This is a genomic window from Serratia proteamaculans, assembly GCF_004684015.1.
GTDB lineage: Bacteria > Pseudomonadota > Gammaproteobacteria > Enterobacterales > Enterobacteriaceae > Serratia > Serratia proteamaculans_F.
In genome coordinates, this window is the sequence record NZ_SRIA01000004.1 from 402,108 (window position 1) to 417,229 (window position 15,122).

The following is a 15,122-nucleotide window of genomic DNA, read 5'->3' on the forward strand; positions in this document are numbered from 1 at the left end:
GTCACTCTGTGTGATTGGTATATGCTTGATATATTGGCAAGGAACGAAGGAACGACGACAACCATGATCCTGATAATTTACGCCCATCCTTATCCCCGGCATTCCCATGCCAACCATCGTCTGTTACAGGCGGTCAAGGATCTTCCCGAGGTGGAGGTCCGTTCGCTGTATGAGCTGTATCCCGATTTCAATATTGATATCAACGCCGAGCAGCAAGCGCTGGAACGTGCCGACCTGGTGGTGCTGCAACATCCGATGCAGTGGTACAGCCAGCCGCCGTTGCTGAAACTGTGGATCGACAAGGTACTGGAGCACGGCTGGGCTTACGGCCATGAAGGCGAAGCGCTGGTGGGCAAAGATGTCTTGTGGGCGGTAACCAGCGGGGGTGACGAGCACCATTTCGAACTGGGCGATTACCCCAACTTTGCCGCGCTGGGGCAACCGCTGCAGGCCACGGCGCTGTATTGCGGGATGAACTGGCAACCCTATTTTGCCGTGCATAACACCTTTACCTGCAATGAACCGGCGCTGATTGCCGCCGGCGAGGCCTACCGGCGGCGGCTGGTGGACTACCTGATGGAACACAGTGAACCGGCGGAGCAGGGAGTCGAGCATGGATAATCACCATATGATGATTGAGGGGCTGATCTATCTGGGATCGGCCGCGCTGTTCGTGCCGATAGCGGTACGGCTTGGGTTGGGATCGGTACTGGGTTATCTGATCGCCGGCTGTATTATCGGCCCCTGGGGGTTGAAGCTGGTCTCCGATGCCGAGTCAATCCTCACCTTTGCCGAGATTGGCGTGGTGCTGATGCTGTTTATCATCGGGCTGGAGCTGGATCCGAAGCGGCTGTGGACACTGCGTGCTTCGGTATTTGGCGGCGGTATTATCCAGATGGCCGCTTGTGGGCTGGCACTCAGCGCCTTTTGTTATTTCCTTGGGCTGGACTGGAAGGTGGCGTTGCTGATTGGCCTGACGCTGGCATTGTCCTCTACGGCGATAGCCATGCAGGCCATGAGCGAACGTAACCTGACGCCGTCACCGATTGGTCGCAGCGCCTTTGCCGCCCTGTTATTCCAGGATATTGCGGCGATCCCGCTGGTCGCGATGATCCCATTGATGGCCAGCAGCGGTGCTGTCACCACCCTGGCGACCTTTGCCCTGTCGGCGGCGAAGGTGGTGGGTGCCTTGGTCACGGTGGTGTTGCTCGGCCGCTATGTGACCCGGCCGCTGCTGCACTTTGTCGCCCGCTCCGGCATGCGTGAAGTCTTTAGCGCCGTGGCGCTGTTCCTGGTGTTCGGTTTTGGCATCCTGCTGGAAATGGCCGGGCTGTCGATGGCGATGGGGGCCTTCCTTGCCGGGGTGATGTTGGCGAGTTCTGAATACCGTCATGCGTTGGAAAGTGATATTCAGCCGTTCAAGGGCCTGTTGCTCGGGCTGTTCTTTATCGGTGTGGGTATGTCGATCGACTTCGGCACCCTGTTCCACCATCCGTTGTTGATTGCCTCACTGCTGCTGGGCTTTATGCTGATCAAGGCGGCGCTATTGTGGCTGATTGCTCCCTGGCTTGGCGTGCCGAAGCGTCAGCGCGGCATGTTCGCCATTTTGTTAGGTCAGGGCAGTGAGTTTGCCTTTGTGATTTTTGGGGCCGCTCAGCTGGCCGGGGTGTTGCCGCCGGAGTGGGCAAAATCCTTGACGCTGGCGGTAGCCTTGTCGATGGCGGTGACGCCGTTGTTGCTGGTGGTGGCGGCAAGGATTGAGAAAAACGCGCCGAAAGATGAACGACCGGCGGATGAAATTGATGATGAGAATGCCAGCGTCATCATTGCCGGCTTTGGTCGCTTTGGCCAGATCGCCGGCCGTTTGCTGTTGGCCAATGGTGTCCATACCGTGGTGTTGGATCACGACCCGGACCATATTGAAACGCTGCGCAAATTCGATGCCAAGGTGTTTTATGGTGATGCCACCCGCGCCGATCTGCTTGAGGCCGCAGGCGCCCAGCATGCCAAGGTGTTGATCAATGCCATCGATGATGTAGAGGCCAATCTGCAATTGACCGAACTGGCCAAGCGGCACTTCCCGCACCTGAAGGTGGTGGCGCGAGCTCGTGACGTCGATCACTGGTATCAGTTGCGTCAATTAGGGGTGGAAAAACCGGAGCGTGAAACCTTTGAAAGCTCGTTGCGCGTTGGCCGTGAAACGCTGGAACTGTTGGGGCTGGATGCCTACGAGGCGCGCGAAAAAGCCGATACCTTCCGGCGCTACAACCTGAAAATGCTCGAGGAGACGGTGGATAATTACCAGGATACCGAATTCCGTCTGGCCAGTTTGCAACGCACTAAAGAGATGCTCAGTGCGGCTATCGAGCAGGATCAGAATCGGCTGGCACGGGTTCAGCAGAGCGGCTGGCGGGGCAGTATTGACGGCAAGGCCCCAGAGGATGAGGTAGTGGAAGCCAAGGGATAAACCCGGTGGGCGCAGCGCGGTGCTGCGCCCCACAAGGCAGAGTTAGCTCAGTGCGACCTTGATACCCAGGGCAATCAACATCCCGCCCAATAATTTATCAATTATCTTCTGGGTCTTTTCCAGCCCGCGACGTACCGGGCCACTTTGGATCAGGAACACCAGCGCTGGCCACCACAGGACGGACAGACCAAGGATAATCCCCGCGTACCACAGCTTTTCACCCAATCCAGAGTCGATCTGCAATACCTGAGTGAATACCGCCAGGAAGAACAGCGTGGCCTTCGGATTGAGCAGATTACACAGATAGCCCTGCACAAAGGCACTTCTCAGGCTCACCTGCTGCTGCGGTAAATTGCTGACGTTCATTTTGCCGCCGCCGCGTGACAACAGCGCCTGAATACCAATCCAGACCAGATAGGCCGCACCGGCGTATTTCAGCACGTTGAACAGCCATGGCGTGGTGGTGATCACCACCGCCAGCCCGGCAACGCAGTAAGACATATGGGTCGCGACGCCGCAGATCACGCCGAAAGCGGTCATCATGGCAGCCAACCGCGGATAACGGGCGGCATTCTTGATCACCATGAAAAAATCCGGGCCGGGCGACAGCATCCCCAGGGTGGCAATACCGGCAACGAACAGCGAAGTTTCAAGCATGATTTGACTCTCTGCACAAAAGGCCTCATTGCGCTGATAATAACGCCGCTTCTCCTGATGCGCATCAACCAAATGAGGTAATGTTTGGCAATAAGATAAACGTTATTTTGTTGAGCCAGAGGCCCCCATGCAGCAGCCGACCACCACGGACCTGCCGCCGCCGCAGCGGCAACAGCGTGAAATCACCCGCCTGTGTATTCAATGCGCCTTGCTGTTGTTACAGCACGGGGCGGAAAGCATGGTGGTGGAGCAGTTGTCGACCCGGCTGGGGCTGGCGTTAGGCATGGACAGCGTGGAAAGTTCGATATCGGCCAACGCGGTGGTGTTGACTACCCTCAGTCACGGTGAATGCCTGACCACCACGCGCAAGAACGTCGATCGCGGCATCAATATGCAGATGGTGACCGAGGTGCAGCATATCGTTATTTTGGCGGAACACCGGTTGGCGGACGCACACGACGTGGCCCGTCGCCTGCAGAAAATCCGGCCGTTACGCTATCCACGCTGGCTGGTGGTGCTGATGGTCGCGCTGTCCTGCGGCTGTTTCAGCGTGCTCAACGGTGGCGATCAAAAAGCGTTCGCCGTAACCTTTATCGCCAGCGGCCTGGCCATGTCGGTGCGTCAAATGCTGACCGCCCGTCACATGAATCCGCTGATCAATTTTTGCCTGACGGCGTTTGTCGCCACCTCGGTTTCCGGTCTGTTGCTACGGCTGCCGGTGTTCAGCCAAACCTCCACGGTGGCGATGGCGGCCAGCGTGTTGCTGCTGGTGCCGGGGTTCCCGCTGATTAACGCAGTGGCGGACATGTTCAAAGGTCACATTAATACCGGGCTGGCGCGTTGGGCGATGGCCAGTCTGCTGACGCTGGCGACCTGCATTGGCGTGGTGATGGCAATGTCGCTGTGGGATCTGCGGGGCTGGTCATGAATCTGCTTTGGACTTTGCTACAGGACATGCTGCTGGCGGCGGTACCGGCGCTGGGTTTTGCCATGGTATTCAACGTGCCGGTGCGCGCACTGCGCTATTGTGCGCTGCTTGGCGCAATAGGCCACGGTTCACGCATGCTGCTGATGCACGCAGGAATGAACATCGAATGGGCCACGTTCTTGGCGGCGATTTTGATCGGCATGATCGGCATTTACTGGTCGCGCTGGCTGCTGGCACACCCGAAGGTGTTTACCGTGGCGGCGGTGATCCCGATGTTCCCAGGGATCCCGGCCTATACTGCGATGATCTCGGTGGTGGAAATCTCGCATTTGGGGTACAGCGAGGCGCTGATGGCCACCCTGATGAGCAACTTCCTCAAGGCCTGTTTTATCGTCGGCGCGTTATCGATCGGGTTGTCGTTACCCGGGCTGTGGCTGTACCGGAAACGCCCTGGCGTTTAAGCGTGACCCGCCGGCAAAATTGAGTATTAGATATACTGATAAGAGCTATCTTATATATTCATATTGCTTGATTAGCCTATCGACGGCAGTTGGGGCTTTACGTATAGTGTGAGCAATTTTGCTGCCTACACAGGGTTTAACAATGATTATCAGCCTGATCGCTGCCTTGGCGGCGGATCGCGTTATTGGCATGGAAAACGCCATGCCGTGGCACCTGCCGGCGGACTTAGCGTGGTTTAAACGTAACACGCTGAATAAACCGGTGATTATGGGCCGTAAAACTTTCGAGTCCATTGGTCGTCCGTTGCCGGGCCGTCATAACATCGTTTTAAGCAGCCGCGCCGGCACCGATGCCGGGGTGACCTGGGCCACGTCAATCGACGAAGCGCTGGCCGCTGCTGGTGATGTGGAAGAAGTGATGGTGATTGGTGGTGGGCGTATCTACAGCCAGTTCCTGGCGCGCGCCAATCGCATGTATCTGACGCATATCGATGCCGAAGTTGGTGGCGACGCCCATTTCCCGGACTATGAACCGGATGAATGGGAAACTTCGTTCAGCGAGTTCCACGATGCTGACGAAGTGAATTCTCACAGCTATTGCTTCGAGATTTTAGAACACCGCTGATTGCCGGGTGTTAGTTGTATCTTACTGAGGGCGCAAGAGATTGCGCCCTTTGTTGTTTCTGCGGTAAACCTCCGTCCGCTTCTAATTGTAACATTTTCGTCACACTTCCTGATTAGTATGAAGCCCAACTCTGAGCGCCCGGCAACTCTGGTGAATCTTGACTGCGGCGCCATTTAAAAAAGGAAGCAAAGCAATGACGAGCAAAATTGAGCAATTAGATGCCGACCGCCTGACCGATCCCACCCGTCGTAAACTGCTGCTGGGCAGTGCCGGAGCCGTAGGCCTGGCCGGTTTCCTCGGCGGTGGCATCTGGACGGTTTCCGCTGAAGCACTGGCTGAGGATTTACCGCCGAACAAGCTGCTGGGTTTCAAAGGCATTGTGGCCTCAACGGCCGATGAGGTGGTGATTGCACCGGGGTACCGCGCCGAGGTGTTGATCTCCTGGGGCGAGCCGCTGGTAGAGGGCGCAGCCGCTTTTGACCCGCAGGGCAACAACAGTGCCGCCGACCAGGAAAAGCAGTTCGGCGACAATAACGATGGCATGAGCTTCTTCCCGATTGATGATAATCACGGTGTGATGGCCATCAACAATGAATATGTTAACGAGCAGTATCTGTTTGCCCATGGCGGCAGCAAAGCCACCAGTCTGGAAGATGTGCGTAAATCGCAGGCCGCGCACGGTGTTTCTATCGTGGCAGTGAAGCGCGCCGGTGACAGCCAGCGATGGGAAGTAGAGCGTCCTTCGCGCTATAACCGCCGTATCACGGCCAACACCGAGATGCAGTTTAGCGGCCCGGCCGCCGGTCATGCATTGCTGCAAACGGCTGCCGACCCTACCGGGCGCAAGGTGTTGGGCACCTTCGGCAACTGTGCCAACGGTAAAACCCCCTGGGGCACTTACCTGACCTGCGAAGAGAACTTCGATACCTACTTCGGCACCCATCAGGCCGACTATAAGACCACGGCGGAGCAAAAGCGCTATACGCTGAAAGTCAGCGAGCCGGAGCGTAACTGGCCGGATTACGACGAGCGTTTTGACGTAGCGAAGAACCCGAATGAATTTAACCGCCACGGCTGGATTGTTGAAATTGACCCAATGAATCCGACCTCGACGCCAATCAAACACACGGCGCTGGGTCGTTTCAAACATGAAAATGCCGCGGTAACCGTTGCCAAGGATGGTCGCCTGGTGGTTTACATGGGTGACGATGAGCGCGGTGAACACATCTACAAGTACGTTTCCAAAGGCGTGGTGGACGTGGCGAACCCGGCCAATAACCGCAGTCTGCTGGACGAAGGCACGCTGTATGTGGCGCAGTTTGACGGTGATGCCGCCGGTACGCCACTGAAGGGCACCGGGCGCTGGATTGCCCTGGAGTTTGGCAAAAATGGCCTGACGCCGGAAAACGGTTTCCGTGACGAGGCCGAAGTGCTGATCTTTGCTCGCAAAGCAGCAGCACAGGTGGGCGCCACTAAAATGGACCGTCCGGAATGGATCGCGGTCAACCCGCATGATGGCCGCGCCTACTGCACACTGACCAACAACAGCAAGCGTGGCGAAGAAGGCATGCCATTGAATGCAGCTAACCCACGCCCGAACAATGTCTACGGTCAGATTATCCGTTGGGATGAGGGCGGCGATGCTACGGCAGCGTCATTCACCTGGGATATCTATGCGCTGTGCGGCAACCCGATTGCGCATCCGGAAGGGGTGAACCGCGGTACGCCAAATATCACGGCAGACAATACCTTTAACAGCCCGGACGGGTTGGGCTTTGATAAGTCCGGTCGCCTGTGGATCCTCACCGACGGCAAATACAGCAACAAGGGCGACTACGCCGGGCAGGGGAATAACCAGATGTTGGTGGGCGATCCGCTGAGCGGGGAGATCCGTCGCTTTATGGTGGGGCCAAAGTCGTGTGAACTGACCGGTATTACTTTCACTCCGGATTACAAGACGATGTTCGTCAACGTGCAGCACCCGGGGGAAGAAGGGGATTCCCATTTCCCGAACAATAGTCCTCGTCCGCGCTCGTCAGTATTGATGATTACGCGTGAAGACGGTGGCGTTATCGGGGCTTAAAACGAAAACAGCGGGGCGGTGTTAACCGCCCCGGCTTGATTATGACGCCACCTGTTGGTGCACGCCATCCGGCAGATCTTGGCGATTGGCCGGTTGGGTAAAGTACTGCTTGTCTTCCCAGCGCAACATGGTCAGGTCACCTCCCCAGCAACAACCGGTATCAAGGCCAATAACGCCTGCCGGTGTGCCTTTGCCTTCCAGCGATGCCCAGTGACCAAAGATAATGGTGTAATCGGCATCGACCAATCGTGGCAACTCAAACCAGGGTTTCAGCGGGGCAGGCGCCGTGCCTGGCGCATCTTTGCAGATCATGTCGAGCTGGCCGTTCGGGAAGCAGTAACGCATGCGCGTCAGAGCATTGGTGCTGAAGCGCAACCGCGACAGGCCGCTCAATTCCGGGCTCCAGTTGTTCGGCATATCGCCGTACATGGCGTCCAGGAACAGCGGGTAGCTGTCACTGCTCAGAACCGCTTCCACCTCACGGGCGCAAATTTTTGCGGTTTCAATGTCCCACTGCGGCGTGATACCGGCATGTGCCATCACCAGTTTGAGTTGTTCATCGACCTGCAGTACCGGTTGACGACGCAGCCAGTTGATCAGCTCGTCAGCATCCGGGGCTTCCAGCAGTGGGGTAATGCGGTCTTTGGGTTTGTTGCGGCTGATGCCGGCATACACCGCCAGCAGGTGCAGATCGTGGTTGCCCAGCACCATGCGTACCGCCGGCCCGAGTGAACGAACGTAGCGCAGTACATCCAGCGAGCCGGGGCCGCGGGCGACCAGATCGCCGGTCAGCCACAACTGGTCATGCTGAGGATCGAAAGCGACCTGAGCCAATAGCGATTTGAGTTCATCAAAACAGCCATGAACGTCGCCGATAAGATATGTCGACATAATTAGTGAATCAGCGTTGGGATAGCTAAGCGGAACACCGGAATAGCGGTCTGGAACGGCTGACCCTGATGATCAACCATTTCGTAATGGCCTTCCATGGTACCCAAGGGGGTTTCAAGAATGGCACCGCTGGTGTATTGGAATTCCCCACCGGGCGGAATGAGCGGCTGTTCGCCGACGACACCTTCGCCCTGAACTTCGGTCTGACGGCCATTGCTGTTGGTGATCAGCCAGTAGCGGCCCAGCAGTTGCACGTTGAAACGCCCCAAATTGCGGATGGTGATGGTATAAGCGAAGACGTAACGTTCTTCCTCAGGTATCGACTGTGATTCCACATAGACACTTTGTACCTGAATACATACGCGGGGCGAATCAATCATGACCTCTACTCCTTATTGCTGCGGCGCGGGATTGGCTGAAAGCCAGTTGGCCAGCTTACAGTATTGCGCCACAGAAATGTTCTCAGCTCTCAGTATCGGATCGATACCCAACTCCGTCAGTTGCTCTGGGGTGAACAGGTCGCCCAGGCTGTTACGAACGGTTTTCCGGCGTTGGTTGAACGCCTGAGTGGTAATACGGCTCAGCATGCGCACGTCGCCCACCGGATTCGGGTTCACCAGGTGTGGCACCAGACGCACCACGGCGGAATCCACTTTCGGTGCCGGGGTGAACGAAGTCGGTGGCACTTCCAGCACCGGAATAACGTTGCAGTAGTACTGCGCCATTACGGTCAAACGCCCGTAGGCCTTGCTGTTCGGGCCGGCAACCAGGCGGTTAACCACTTCTTTCTGCAACATAAAGTGCATGTCGCGAATGGCCTGAGTATAGCTGAAAAGGTGGAACATCAGCGGCGTCGAAATGTTATACGGCAGGTTACCAAACACGCGCAGCGGCTGGCCAGCCTGCTCGGCCATTTCGGCAAAGTTCACCGTCATGGCATCTTGCTGGTGAATGGTCAGTTTGTCTTTCAGCTGCGGGTGGTTTGCCAGGCGGGCCGCCAGATCGCGGTCCAGCTCAATCACCGTCATGCGATCCATGCGTGCGCCGACCGGCTCGGTCAGTGCGCCCAGGCCGGGGCCGATTTCAACCACGGCCTCACCCGGCATCGGGTGAATGGCCGAGACAATGCTATCGATGACAAACTGATCGGTTAAAAAGTTCTGTCCAAAGCGTTTGCGGGCAAAGTGCCCTTGGTGGACTTTATTATTCATTACAATTAATTATCATTTTAATGGCGAGATTCAAGGCCGTTTTGAAGCTGCCTGCATCGGCGGTGCCGGTGCCGGCCAGTTCCAAAGCGGTACCGTGGTCGACCGAGGTACGGATAAAAGGCAAACCGAGGGTAATATTTACCGCCCGGCCGAACCCTTGGTATTTTAGCACTGGCAGACCTTGATCGTGATACATCGCCAGCACCGCATCGGCATGTTGCAGATACTTGGGCTGGAACAGGGTGTCTGCCGGCAGTGGGCCGATCAGATTGATGCCTTCAGCACGCAGCGCGTCGAGCGCCGGGATGATGGTATCTATCTCTTCACGCCCCATATGGCCGCCTTCCCCGGCATGCGGGTTCAAGCCGCAGACATAGATCTGCGGTTGGGCGAGGCCAAATTTGGTTTTCAGGTCGTGGTCGAGAATACGGATGACTTCATGCAGGCTTTGCTGAGTGATAGCGCCAGGCACCGCCAATAAAGGCAGGTGGGTGGTTGCCAGTGCCACGCGCAGCTCTTCGGTCGCCAACATCATCACCACGCGATCGCAACCGCTGCGATCGGCAAAGAATTCGGTATGGCCAATGAACGGCACACCGGCGTCGTTGATCACGCCCTTGTTCACCGGGCCGGTGATCAGCGCGGCAAACTCGCCATTCAGGCAACCGTCGCAGGCGCGTGCCAGCGTTTCCACCACGTAGGCGCTGTTACCCACGTTCAACTCACCCGCCACCACCGCATGGGCGGTAGCGACCGGTAATACCGTCAAGGTACCCGCACGCTGCGGCTGAGCCGGCTGCTGTGGCTGATAGGTGCGCAGTTGCAGCGGCAGGTTCAACTGCCGGGCGCGTTCAAGCAACAAGGCCGGATCCGCGCACACCACCAGTTCAACAGGCCAATCCTGTTGCGCCAGCGCTGCCACCAAATCCGGCCCAACCCCGGCAGGCTCGCCGGGGGTGATTACGATACGATTATTGTTGTGCATTACCGTCAAGGATCTTCACGTAAGCCTGAGCACGTTGTTCCTGCATCCAGGTCTGCGCTTCTTCAGCAAACTTGCGGTTGAACAGCATGCGGTAAGCGCGATCTTTCTGCGCCGCATCGGTTTTATCTACCTGACGCGTATCCAGCAACTGAATCAGGTGCCAGCCGAAGGAAGAGTGCACTGGTTGGCTGACTTCGCCTTTGCTCAGTTTCATCAACGCGTCGCGGAAGGCCGGATCGTAGATGTCTGGAGAAGCCCAGCCCAGATCGCCGCCCTGCAATGCAGAACCCGGATCTTGAGAAAGCTGTTTGGCTTCGTCAGCAAACTTGGCGCGGCCGCTCTTGATGGCCTCGGCCACCTCTTGCAACTTGGTACGTGCCTGATCGTCGGTCAGCACCACAGAAGGTTTCAGCAGAATGTGACGAGCGTGAACCTCGGTAACGGACACCGACTGGTTGGCACCACGGATGTCATTCACTTTCAGGATGTGGAAGCCGACGCCGGAGCGGATTGGCCCAACCACGTCGCCTTTTTTGGCGTTAACCAGTCTTTCGGCGAACAGGGTCGGGATTTCCTGCAGCTTGCCCCAGCCCATGTTGCCGCCTTTCAGCGCCTGAGAGTCGGCAGAGTAGGAGATCGCCAGCTTGCCGAAGTCGGCGCCGCCGTTGATTTCACCCATCAGTTTTTTAGCCAGCGCTTCCGCGTCGTCTACCTGTGCCTGCGACGGGTTTTCCGGCAGCGGGATCAGGATGTGGCTGATGTTCATTTCGGTATCGCTGCCGTTCTGAGCGCCAACCTGAGCGGCCAGTGAGTCCACTTCCTGAGGCAGGATAGTGACGCGGCGGCGCACTTCGTTGTTACGCACTTCAGTAATCAGCATTTCCTTGCGGATCTGCGAACGGTAGGTGTTGTAGTTCAGGCCTTCATACGCCAGACGGCTGCGCATCTGATCGATGCTCATTTTGTTCTGTGCGGCGATGTTGCCGATGGCTTTGTCCAGATCGGCGTCAGAAACGTTGATCCCCATTTTCTTGGCCATCTGTAGCTGGATGTTATCCATAATCAGACGCTCAAGGATCTGGTGACGAAGCGTTTTGTCATCCGGCAATTGCTGGCCGGCCTGCTGGGCATTGAGTTTCACCGACTGCAACAGGGTGCTTACGTCGCTCTCAAGGACCACGCCGTTATCCACGACGGCGGCGACTTTATCCACTTCTTGGGGTGCTGCGAACGCGGTATTGGCACAAACCACCAATCCGAGAATAAGCGTTCTCCAGTTCTTCATACATTTCCCATTATGTAATCCGCAAATGCGGGTTAAAGTTCTCGTTTTCAAAGTGTTACAAAGCATCAAAATGCACGCTGGTAAGGCAGAATGCCGCCACGCAACATTTCTGCGGAGCCCAGACTGTGATCGCTGCTCAGGCCACGCAGTTCGACGTTGAACGAAACTTTGTTGTCATAAACGCTGGTATTGTTGCTGCCATTCCAGTCGGTGATCTTACGCTCATAGCCCAAGGTCACTGCCCAGCAGCAGGTGTTGTACTTCACACCGAGCAACTGATCGGCGGACTGCTTGGCACGGGTGTCGTAGTAATAAGCCCCAACGACGGCCCAACGATCGGCGATTGGCCAACTGCCCGTAACGCCCACCTGCGAAATACCGTCCTGATAGGCCGGGACCTGTTTGGTGTTCAGTGCCGTTTCAATATACTCCGGCGTGGCGTAACGGTAGTTCAACTGCAGGACTCGTTCGGAATCCTGGCGGTATTCCAGTACACCGTTGCCCAATGAAACGCTATTGAGGCGCGTGTCATATTGCAGGCCGCCACGCAGGCCCCAGCGATCGTCAATCTTCCAATAGGTGTCACCGGCCCAGGCCAGGCTGCCAGTATCATCATTGTTATCGTAGCCCGTGGTTTGGTCACCGGTACGGGAACGGCTGAAGTAGTAGATTTGACCCACGGAAGCGTTAAAACGTTCAATCAGCGCGTCATCATAAATTCGCGTGGTCAAACCGGTTGAAACGCGGTTCTGCGAAGCGATGCGATCCAGGCCGCTGTAAGTACGGTCACGGAACAGACCGGAATAGTCGGTCTGCAGCAGCGTGGTGTCGTAGGTGTAGATGTTGCTCTGGTCGCGATACGGCACATACAGGTACTGCATGCGCGGTTCGAGGGTCTGGGTATAACCTTCTGACCAGTCCATTGGACGATCGAACACCATCTTGCCGTCGACCTTGAACTGCGGCAGCACACGGTTCACCGAGTCTTCAAGGTTTGGTGCATCGGCCTCGGTCACTCGATTTCGCGCGGCGTAGTTGGCCTTGAAACCGTCAGGAATATCCTGCTGATAGTGGGTCGCCAGCAGCTTGGCCTCGGTGTTCAGACTGCCCCAGCCGTTGGTCAGCGGCAGGCTCAGCGTCGGTTCCATATGCAGACGGGTTGCGTCCGGGCTGTATGGGTTGACGCTGATAAACTTGGCCGCCTGGCCGTAAATGTGGAAATCGAACGGGCCGAGATCGTCTTTATAGTAGTTCAGGTCCAGCTGTGGCTGAACTTTGTAGGAATCTGACTGGCTGCGATCGGTATCGTCGTAGATCTGGAACTGCTTGGAGCTTAACGTCGCGTCCCAGTTGTCAATGGCGTAGCCGAGGCTGAATTTCTGCGTCGCATAGCCGTCGGTGGTGGAACCGTATTTGGAGTCCAGGTCGGTAAAGTATTTGGAATCGCTGACCTTGGTGTAGTCGACGTTGAAGCGCCACACCTGATCCATCACCCCGTTGTGGTTCCAGTAGAACAACCAACGTTTGCTGTCGTCAGGGTTATCCTTGCTGTATTCCTTGTCGTTCGGCAACCAGTCGAACTCCATCAGGCCCAGGCCAGGCTGCACCAGATAGCGGAATTCGTTCTGCAACTGCAGGCCGCGTCGCGACATGTAGTGCGGCGTGATGGTGGCGTCGAAGTTCGGCGCAATGTTCCAGTAATACGGCAGCATAAATTCAAAGCCATTGCTGCTGCCATATTTTGCGTTCGGGATCAGGAAGCCGGAGCGGCGTTTATCACCGACCGGCAATTGCAGGTACGGGCTGTAAAACACCGGCACGCCGCCAATTTTAAAGCGGGCGTTCCAGATTTCCGCTACCTGCTCTTCGCGGTCGTGGATCACTTCGGTACCGACCACGCTCCAGCTGTCGTCGCCCGGCAGACAGGAGGTAAAGGTGCCGTTTTCCAAAATGGTGTAACGGTTGGCGCCGCGCATCTTCATTTTGTCGGCATCGCCACGCCCCTGACGGCCTACCATCTGGTAGTCACCCTCATAGACGTCGGTATCTTTGTTGTTCAGGTTCGACCAGGCTTTCGGGCCTTTCAGTTTGATCTGATTGTCGCTGTAGTGCACGTCACCGGTAGCGGTCACGGTGCGCACCGGATCGGTCTGCCCCGGATTTTGCGTCTGGTTCAGCTCTACCTGTTTGGCGGTCAGGGTGCTGTTGCCTTGTTCAATATTCACGTTACCGGTGAACAGCGCGCTTTTCGGATAGTCCGCGCGGGAGTCATCGGCGTGAATGGTGACAGGCAGGCTGTTGGGATCGCCGCTGACCAGCGGTTTATCATAAACAGGAACGCCAAGCATGCATTGCTCAGCAAGGTCAGCCAGAGCGTGCTGGCTGTAGAGTGCCGTCCAAATCAGTGTGGCCAGCAGTGTTGGGAAACTTTTTTTCATACGCGGTTTTGGTGTTCCGTCATCAGAGGCGTCATGTCCGGCAAACGGTCAGAGACTATATTACTCATCTGCGTTGCGCTAGTGTTAAATCCGGCCGTTTACTTGCGTCGTCGATAGGCGCAAAGATAAATGACAGGTATGATAATCCAAATCCTGAGAAAAATCGCCTTAACCCTTACCTAAGACGGAAGGGAGCAGTCGGCTTTCGGCATGATAATTGAGGAGTATATGCAGTATTGGGGAAAACTGCTCGGGGTCATCGTGGCCGTTTGGGCTGGCGCGGGATTCTGGGGTGTAGTTTTGGGGCTGATTGTCGGTCATATGATCGATACTGCGCGCAGTAATAAGCGTAGCCGGGGCTTTTTCGCCGGCCAGCAAACGCGGCAAACGCTGTTTTTCCGCACCACTTTTCAGGTGATGGGTCACCTGACCAAATCAAAAGGACGTGTTACCGAGGCGGATATTCAGATCGCCAGCCTGTTTATGGATCGTCTGCAACTGCACGGAGAAGCTCGTACCGCGGCGCAGCAGGCATTTCGTGAAGGCAAGCAGAGCCAGTTTCCGCTGAGAGAAACGCTGCAGCAGTTCCGCAGCATTTGTTTCGGCCGTTTTGACCTGATTCGGATGTTTCTGGAAATTCAAATCCAGGCGGCATTCGCCGACGGTTCGCTGCATCCCAACGAGCGGCAGGTGCTGTATGTGATTGCTGAAGAGCTGGGCATTTCGCGTGCGCAGTTCGATCAATTCCTCAGCATGATGGAAGGCGGGCGCCAGTTTGGTGGCGGTCAGCAGGGCGGTTACTCGCACGGTGGTTTCCAGCAGGCGCAACGTGGGCCGACGCTGGAGGATGCTTGCAAAGTGCTGGGTGTCAGCAGCAGCGACGATGCCACCACCATCAAGCGCGCTTACCGCAAGCTGATGAGCGAGCACCATCCGGATAAGTTGGTGGCAAAAGGCTTGCCGCCGCAAATGATGGAAATGGCCAAGCAGAAAGCACAGGAAATTCAGGCAGCGTACGACCTGATCAAGCGTGAGAAAGGCTTCAAGTAAGTCTGGGTTCTGAATGCCCGATAGGGGCCCAGCATGCTGGG

The 15,122-nt window shown here is 56.6% G+C and carries 14 protein-coding genes; 7 read left to right on the top strand and 7 right to left on the bottom strand.

Annotated features, from left to right (window positions below; all coding sequences use genetic code 11):
* The first annotated feature begins 63 nt into the window (after positions 1 to 63).
* Together kefF and kefC are read left to right on the top strand one after the other, a co-directional pair.
* On the top strand, positions 64 to 621 hold the full coding sequence (gene kefF, locus E5C26_RS03460) for a glutathione-regulated potassium-efflux system oxidoreductase KefF (RefSeq protein WP_135315071.1): 558 nt from the start codon (positions 64 to 66) through the stop codon (positions 619 to 621).
* On the top strand, positions 614 to 2,467 hold the full coding sequence (gene kefC / locus E5C26_RS03465) for a glutathione-regulated potassium-efflux system protein KefC (RefSeq protein WP_135315072.1): 1,854 nt from the start codon (positions 614 to 616) through the stop codon (positions 2,465 to 2,467). Before kefF ends, kefC begins: the two co-directional genes overlap by 8 nt.
* 42 nt (positions 2,468 to 2,509) lie before the next feature.
* On the opposite strand, the gene E5C26_RS03470 is transcribed toward kefC, so the two are convergent.
* Positions 2,510 to 3,124 (bottom strand): LysE family translocator, encoded by a 615-nt coding sequence (locus E5C26_RS03470; RefSeq protein WP_135315073.1) that lies wholly within the window; start codon positions 3,122 to 3,124, stop codon positions 2,510 to 2,512.
* A gap of 127 nt (positions 3,125 to 3,251) precedes the next feature.
* Between E5C26_RS03470 and E5C26_RS03475 the strand changes: the two genes are divergently transcribed.
* From E5C26_RS03475 to E5C26_RS03490, 4 genes are all read left to right on the top strand, one after another.
* Positions 3,252 to 4,052: a threonine/serine ThrE exporter family protein gene (locus E5C26_RS03475; RefSeq protein WP_135315074.1), complete on the top strand. Its 801-nt coding sequence runs from the start codon at positions 3,252 to 3,254 to the stop codon at positions 4,050 to 4,052.
* Positions 4,049 to 4,513: a threonine/serine exporter gene (locus E5C26_RS03480; RefSeq protein WP_167796602.1), complete on the top strand. Its 465-nt coding sequence runs from the start codon at positions 4,049 to 4,051 to the stop codon at positions 4,511 to 4,513. The genes E5C26_RS03475 and E5C26_RS03480 overlap by 4 nt, the downstream gene beginning before the upstream one ends.
* A 142-nt stretch (positions 4,514 to 4,655) precedes the next feature.
* On the top strand, positions 4,656 to 5,138 hold the full coding sequence (gene folA, locus E5C26_RS03485) for a type 3 dihydrofolate reductase (protein ID WP_012005171.1): 483 nt from the start codon (positions 4,656 to 4,658) through the stop codon (positions 5,136 to 5,138).
* A 193-nt stretch (positions 5,139 to 5,331) separates the two neighbouring features.
* Complete coding sequence (locus E5C26_RS03490) at positions 5,332 to 7,221, top strand: PhoX family protein (protein WP_135315075.1); 1,890 nt, start codon at positions 5,332 to 5,334, stop codon at positions 7,219 to 7,221.
* Positions 7,222 to 7,260: 39 nt separating this feature from the next.
* Here the strand turns inward: E5C26_RS03490 and apaH are convergent, their stop codons facing one another.
* The 6 genes from apaH to lptD form a co-directional block, all read right to left on the bottom strand.
* Complete coding sequence (apaH, locus tag E5C26_RS03495; protein ID WP_135315076.1) at positions 7,261 to 8,112, bottom strand: bis(5'-nucleosyl)-tetraphosphatase (symmetrical) ApaH; 852 nt, start codon at positions 8,110 to 8,112, stop codon at positions 7,261 to 7,263.
* 2 nt (positions 8,113 to 8,114) lie between these two features.
* Positions 8,115 to 8,492: a Co2+/Mg2+ efflux protein ApaG gene (gene apaG, locus E5C26_RS03500; RefSeq protein WP_012005174.1), complete on the bottom strand. Its 378-nt coding sequence runs from the start codon at positions 8,490 to 8,492 to the stop codon at positions 8,115 to 8,117.
* Positions 8,493 to 8,504: 12 nt separating this feature from the next.
* On the bottom strand, positions 8,505 to 9,323 hold the full coding sequence (gene rsmA / locus E5C26_RS03505; RefSeq protein WP_012005175.1) for a 16S rRNA (adenine(1518)-N(6)/adenine(1519)-N(6))-dimethyltransferase RsmA: 819 nt from the start codon (positions 9,321 to 9,323) through the stop codon (positions 8,505 to 8,507).
* Complete coding sequence (gene pdxA / locus E5C26_RS03510; protein ID WP_135315077.1) at positions 9,316 to 10,308, bottom strand: 4-hydroxythreonine-4-phosphate dehydrogenase PdxA; 993 nt, start codon at positions 10,306 to 10,308, stop codon at positions 9,316 to 9,318. Before pdxA ends, rsmA begins: the two co-directional genes overlap by 8 nt.
* On the bottom strand, positions 10,295 to 11,593 hold the full coding sequence (gene surA / locus E5C26_RS03515; RefSeq protein ID WP_135315078.1) for a peptidylprolyl isomerase SurA: 1,299 nt from the start codon (positions 11,591 to 11,593) through the stop codon (positions 10,295 to 10,297). The genes pdxA and surA overlap by 14 nt, the downstream gene beginning before the upstream one ends.
* 65 nt (positions 11,594 to 11,658) lie before the next feature.
* The gene (gene lptD, locus E5C26_RS03520) at positions 11,659 to 14,031 is read right to left on the bottom strand and encodes an LPS assembly protein LptD (protein WP_135315079.1); all 2,373 of its coding nucleotides are present in this window, start codon (positions 14,029 to 14,031) and stop codon (positions 11,659 to 11,661) included.
* Between the two features lie 228 nt (positions 14,032 to 14,259).
* Between lptD and djlA the strand changes: the two genes are divergently transcribed.
* Positions 14,260 to 15,081, top strand: coding sequence for a co-chaperone DjlA (gene djlA, locus E5C26_RS03525; RefSeq protein WP_135315080.1), 822 nt, complete (start codon positions 14,260 to 14,262; stop codon positions 15,079 to 15,081).
* The last annotated feature ends 41 nt before the right edge of the window (positions 15,082 to 15,122 follow it).

What these genes read in the sequence shown, in the direction of transcription:
- E5C26_RS03490 (WP_135315075.1), top strand. Translation starts at nt 5,332, where the DNA reads ATGACGAGCAAAATTGAGCAATTAGATGCCGACCGCCTGACCGATCCC.
- apaG (WP_012005174.1), bottom strand. Translation starts at nt 8,492, where the DNA reads ATGATTGATTCGCCCCGCGTATGTATTCAGGTACAAAGTGTCTATGTG.
- E5C26_RS03480 (WP_167796602.1), top strand. Translation starts at nt 4,049, where the DNA reads ATGAATCTGCTTTGGACTTTGCTACAGGACATGCTGCTGGCGGCGGTA.
- E5C26_RS03470 (WP_135315073.1), bottom strand. Translation starts at nt 3,124, where the DNA reads ATGCTTGAAACTTCGCTGTTCGTTGCCGGTATTGCCACCCTGGGGATG.
- kefC (WP_135315072.1), top strand. Translation starts at nt 614, where the DNA reads ATGGATAATCACCATATGATGATTGAGGGGCTGATCTATCTGGGATCG.
- kefF (WP_135315071.1), top strand. Translation starts at nt 64, where the DNA reads ATGATCCTGATAATTTACGCCCATCCTTATCCCCGGCATTCCCATGCC.
- apaH (WP_135315076.1), bottom strand. Translation starts at nt 8,112, where the DNA reads ATGTCGACATATCTTATCGGCGACGTTCATGGCTGTTTTGATGAACTC.
- lptD (WP_135315079.1), bottom strand. Translation starts at nt 14,031, where the DNA reads ATGAAAAAAAGTTTCCCAACACTGCTGGCCACACTGATTTGGACGGCA.
- folA (WP_012005171.1), top strand. Translation starts at nt 4,656, where the DNA reads ATGATTATCAGCCTGATCGCTGCCTTGGCGGCGGATCGCGTTATTGGC.
- E5C26_RS03475 (WP_135315074.1), top strand. Translation starts at nt 3,252, where the DNA reads ATGCAGCAGCCGACCACCACGGACCTGCCGCCGCCGCAGCGGCAACAG.
- djlA (WP_135315080.1), top strand. Translation starts at nt 14,260, where the DNA reads ATGCAGTATTGGGGAAAACTGCTCGGGGTCATCGTGGCCGTTTGGGCT.
- surA (WP_135315078.1), bottom strand. Translation starts at nt 11,593, where the DNA reads ATGAAGAACTGGAGAACGCTTATTCTCGGATTGGTGGTTTGTGCCAAT.
- pdxA (WP_135315077.1), bottom strand. Translation starts at nt 10,308, where the DNA reads ATGCACAACAATAATCGTATCGTAATCACCCCCGGCGAGCCTGCCGGG.
- rsmA (WP_012005175.1), bottom strand. Translation starts at nt 9,323, where the DNA reads ATGAATAATAAAGTCCACCAAGGGCACTTTGCCCGCAAACGCTTTGGA.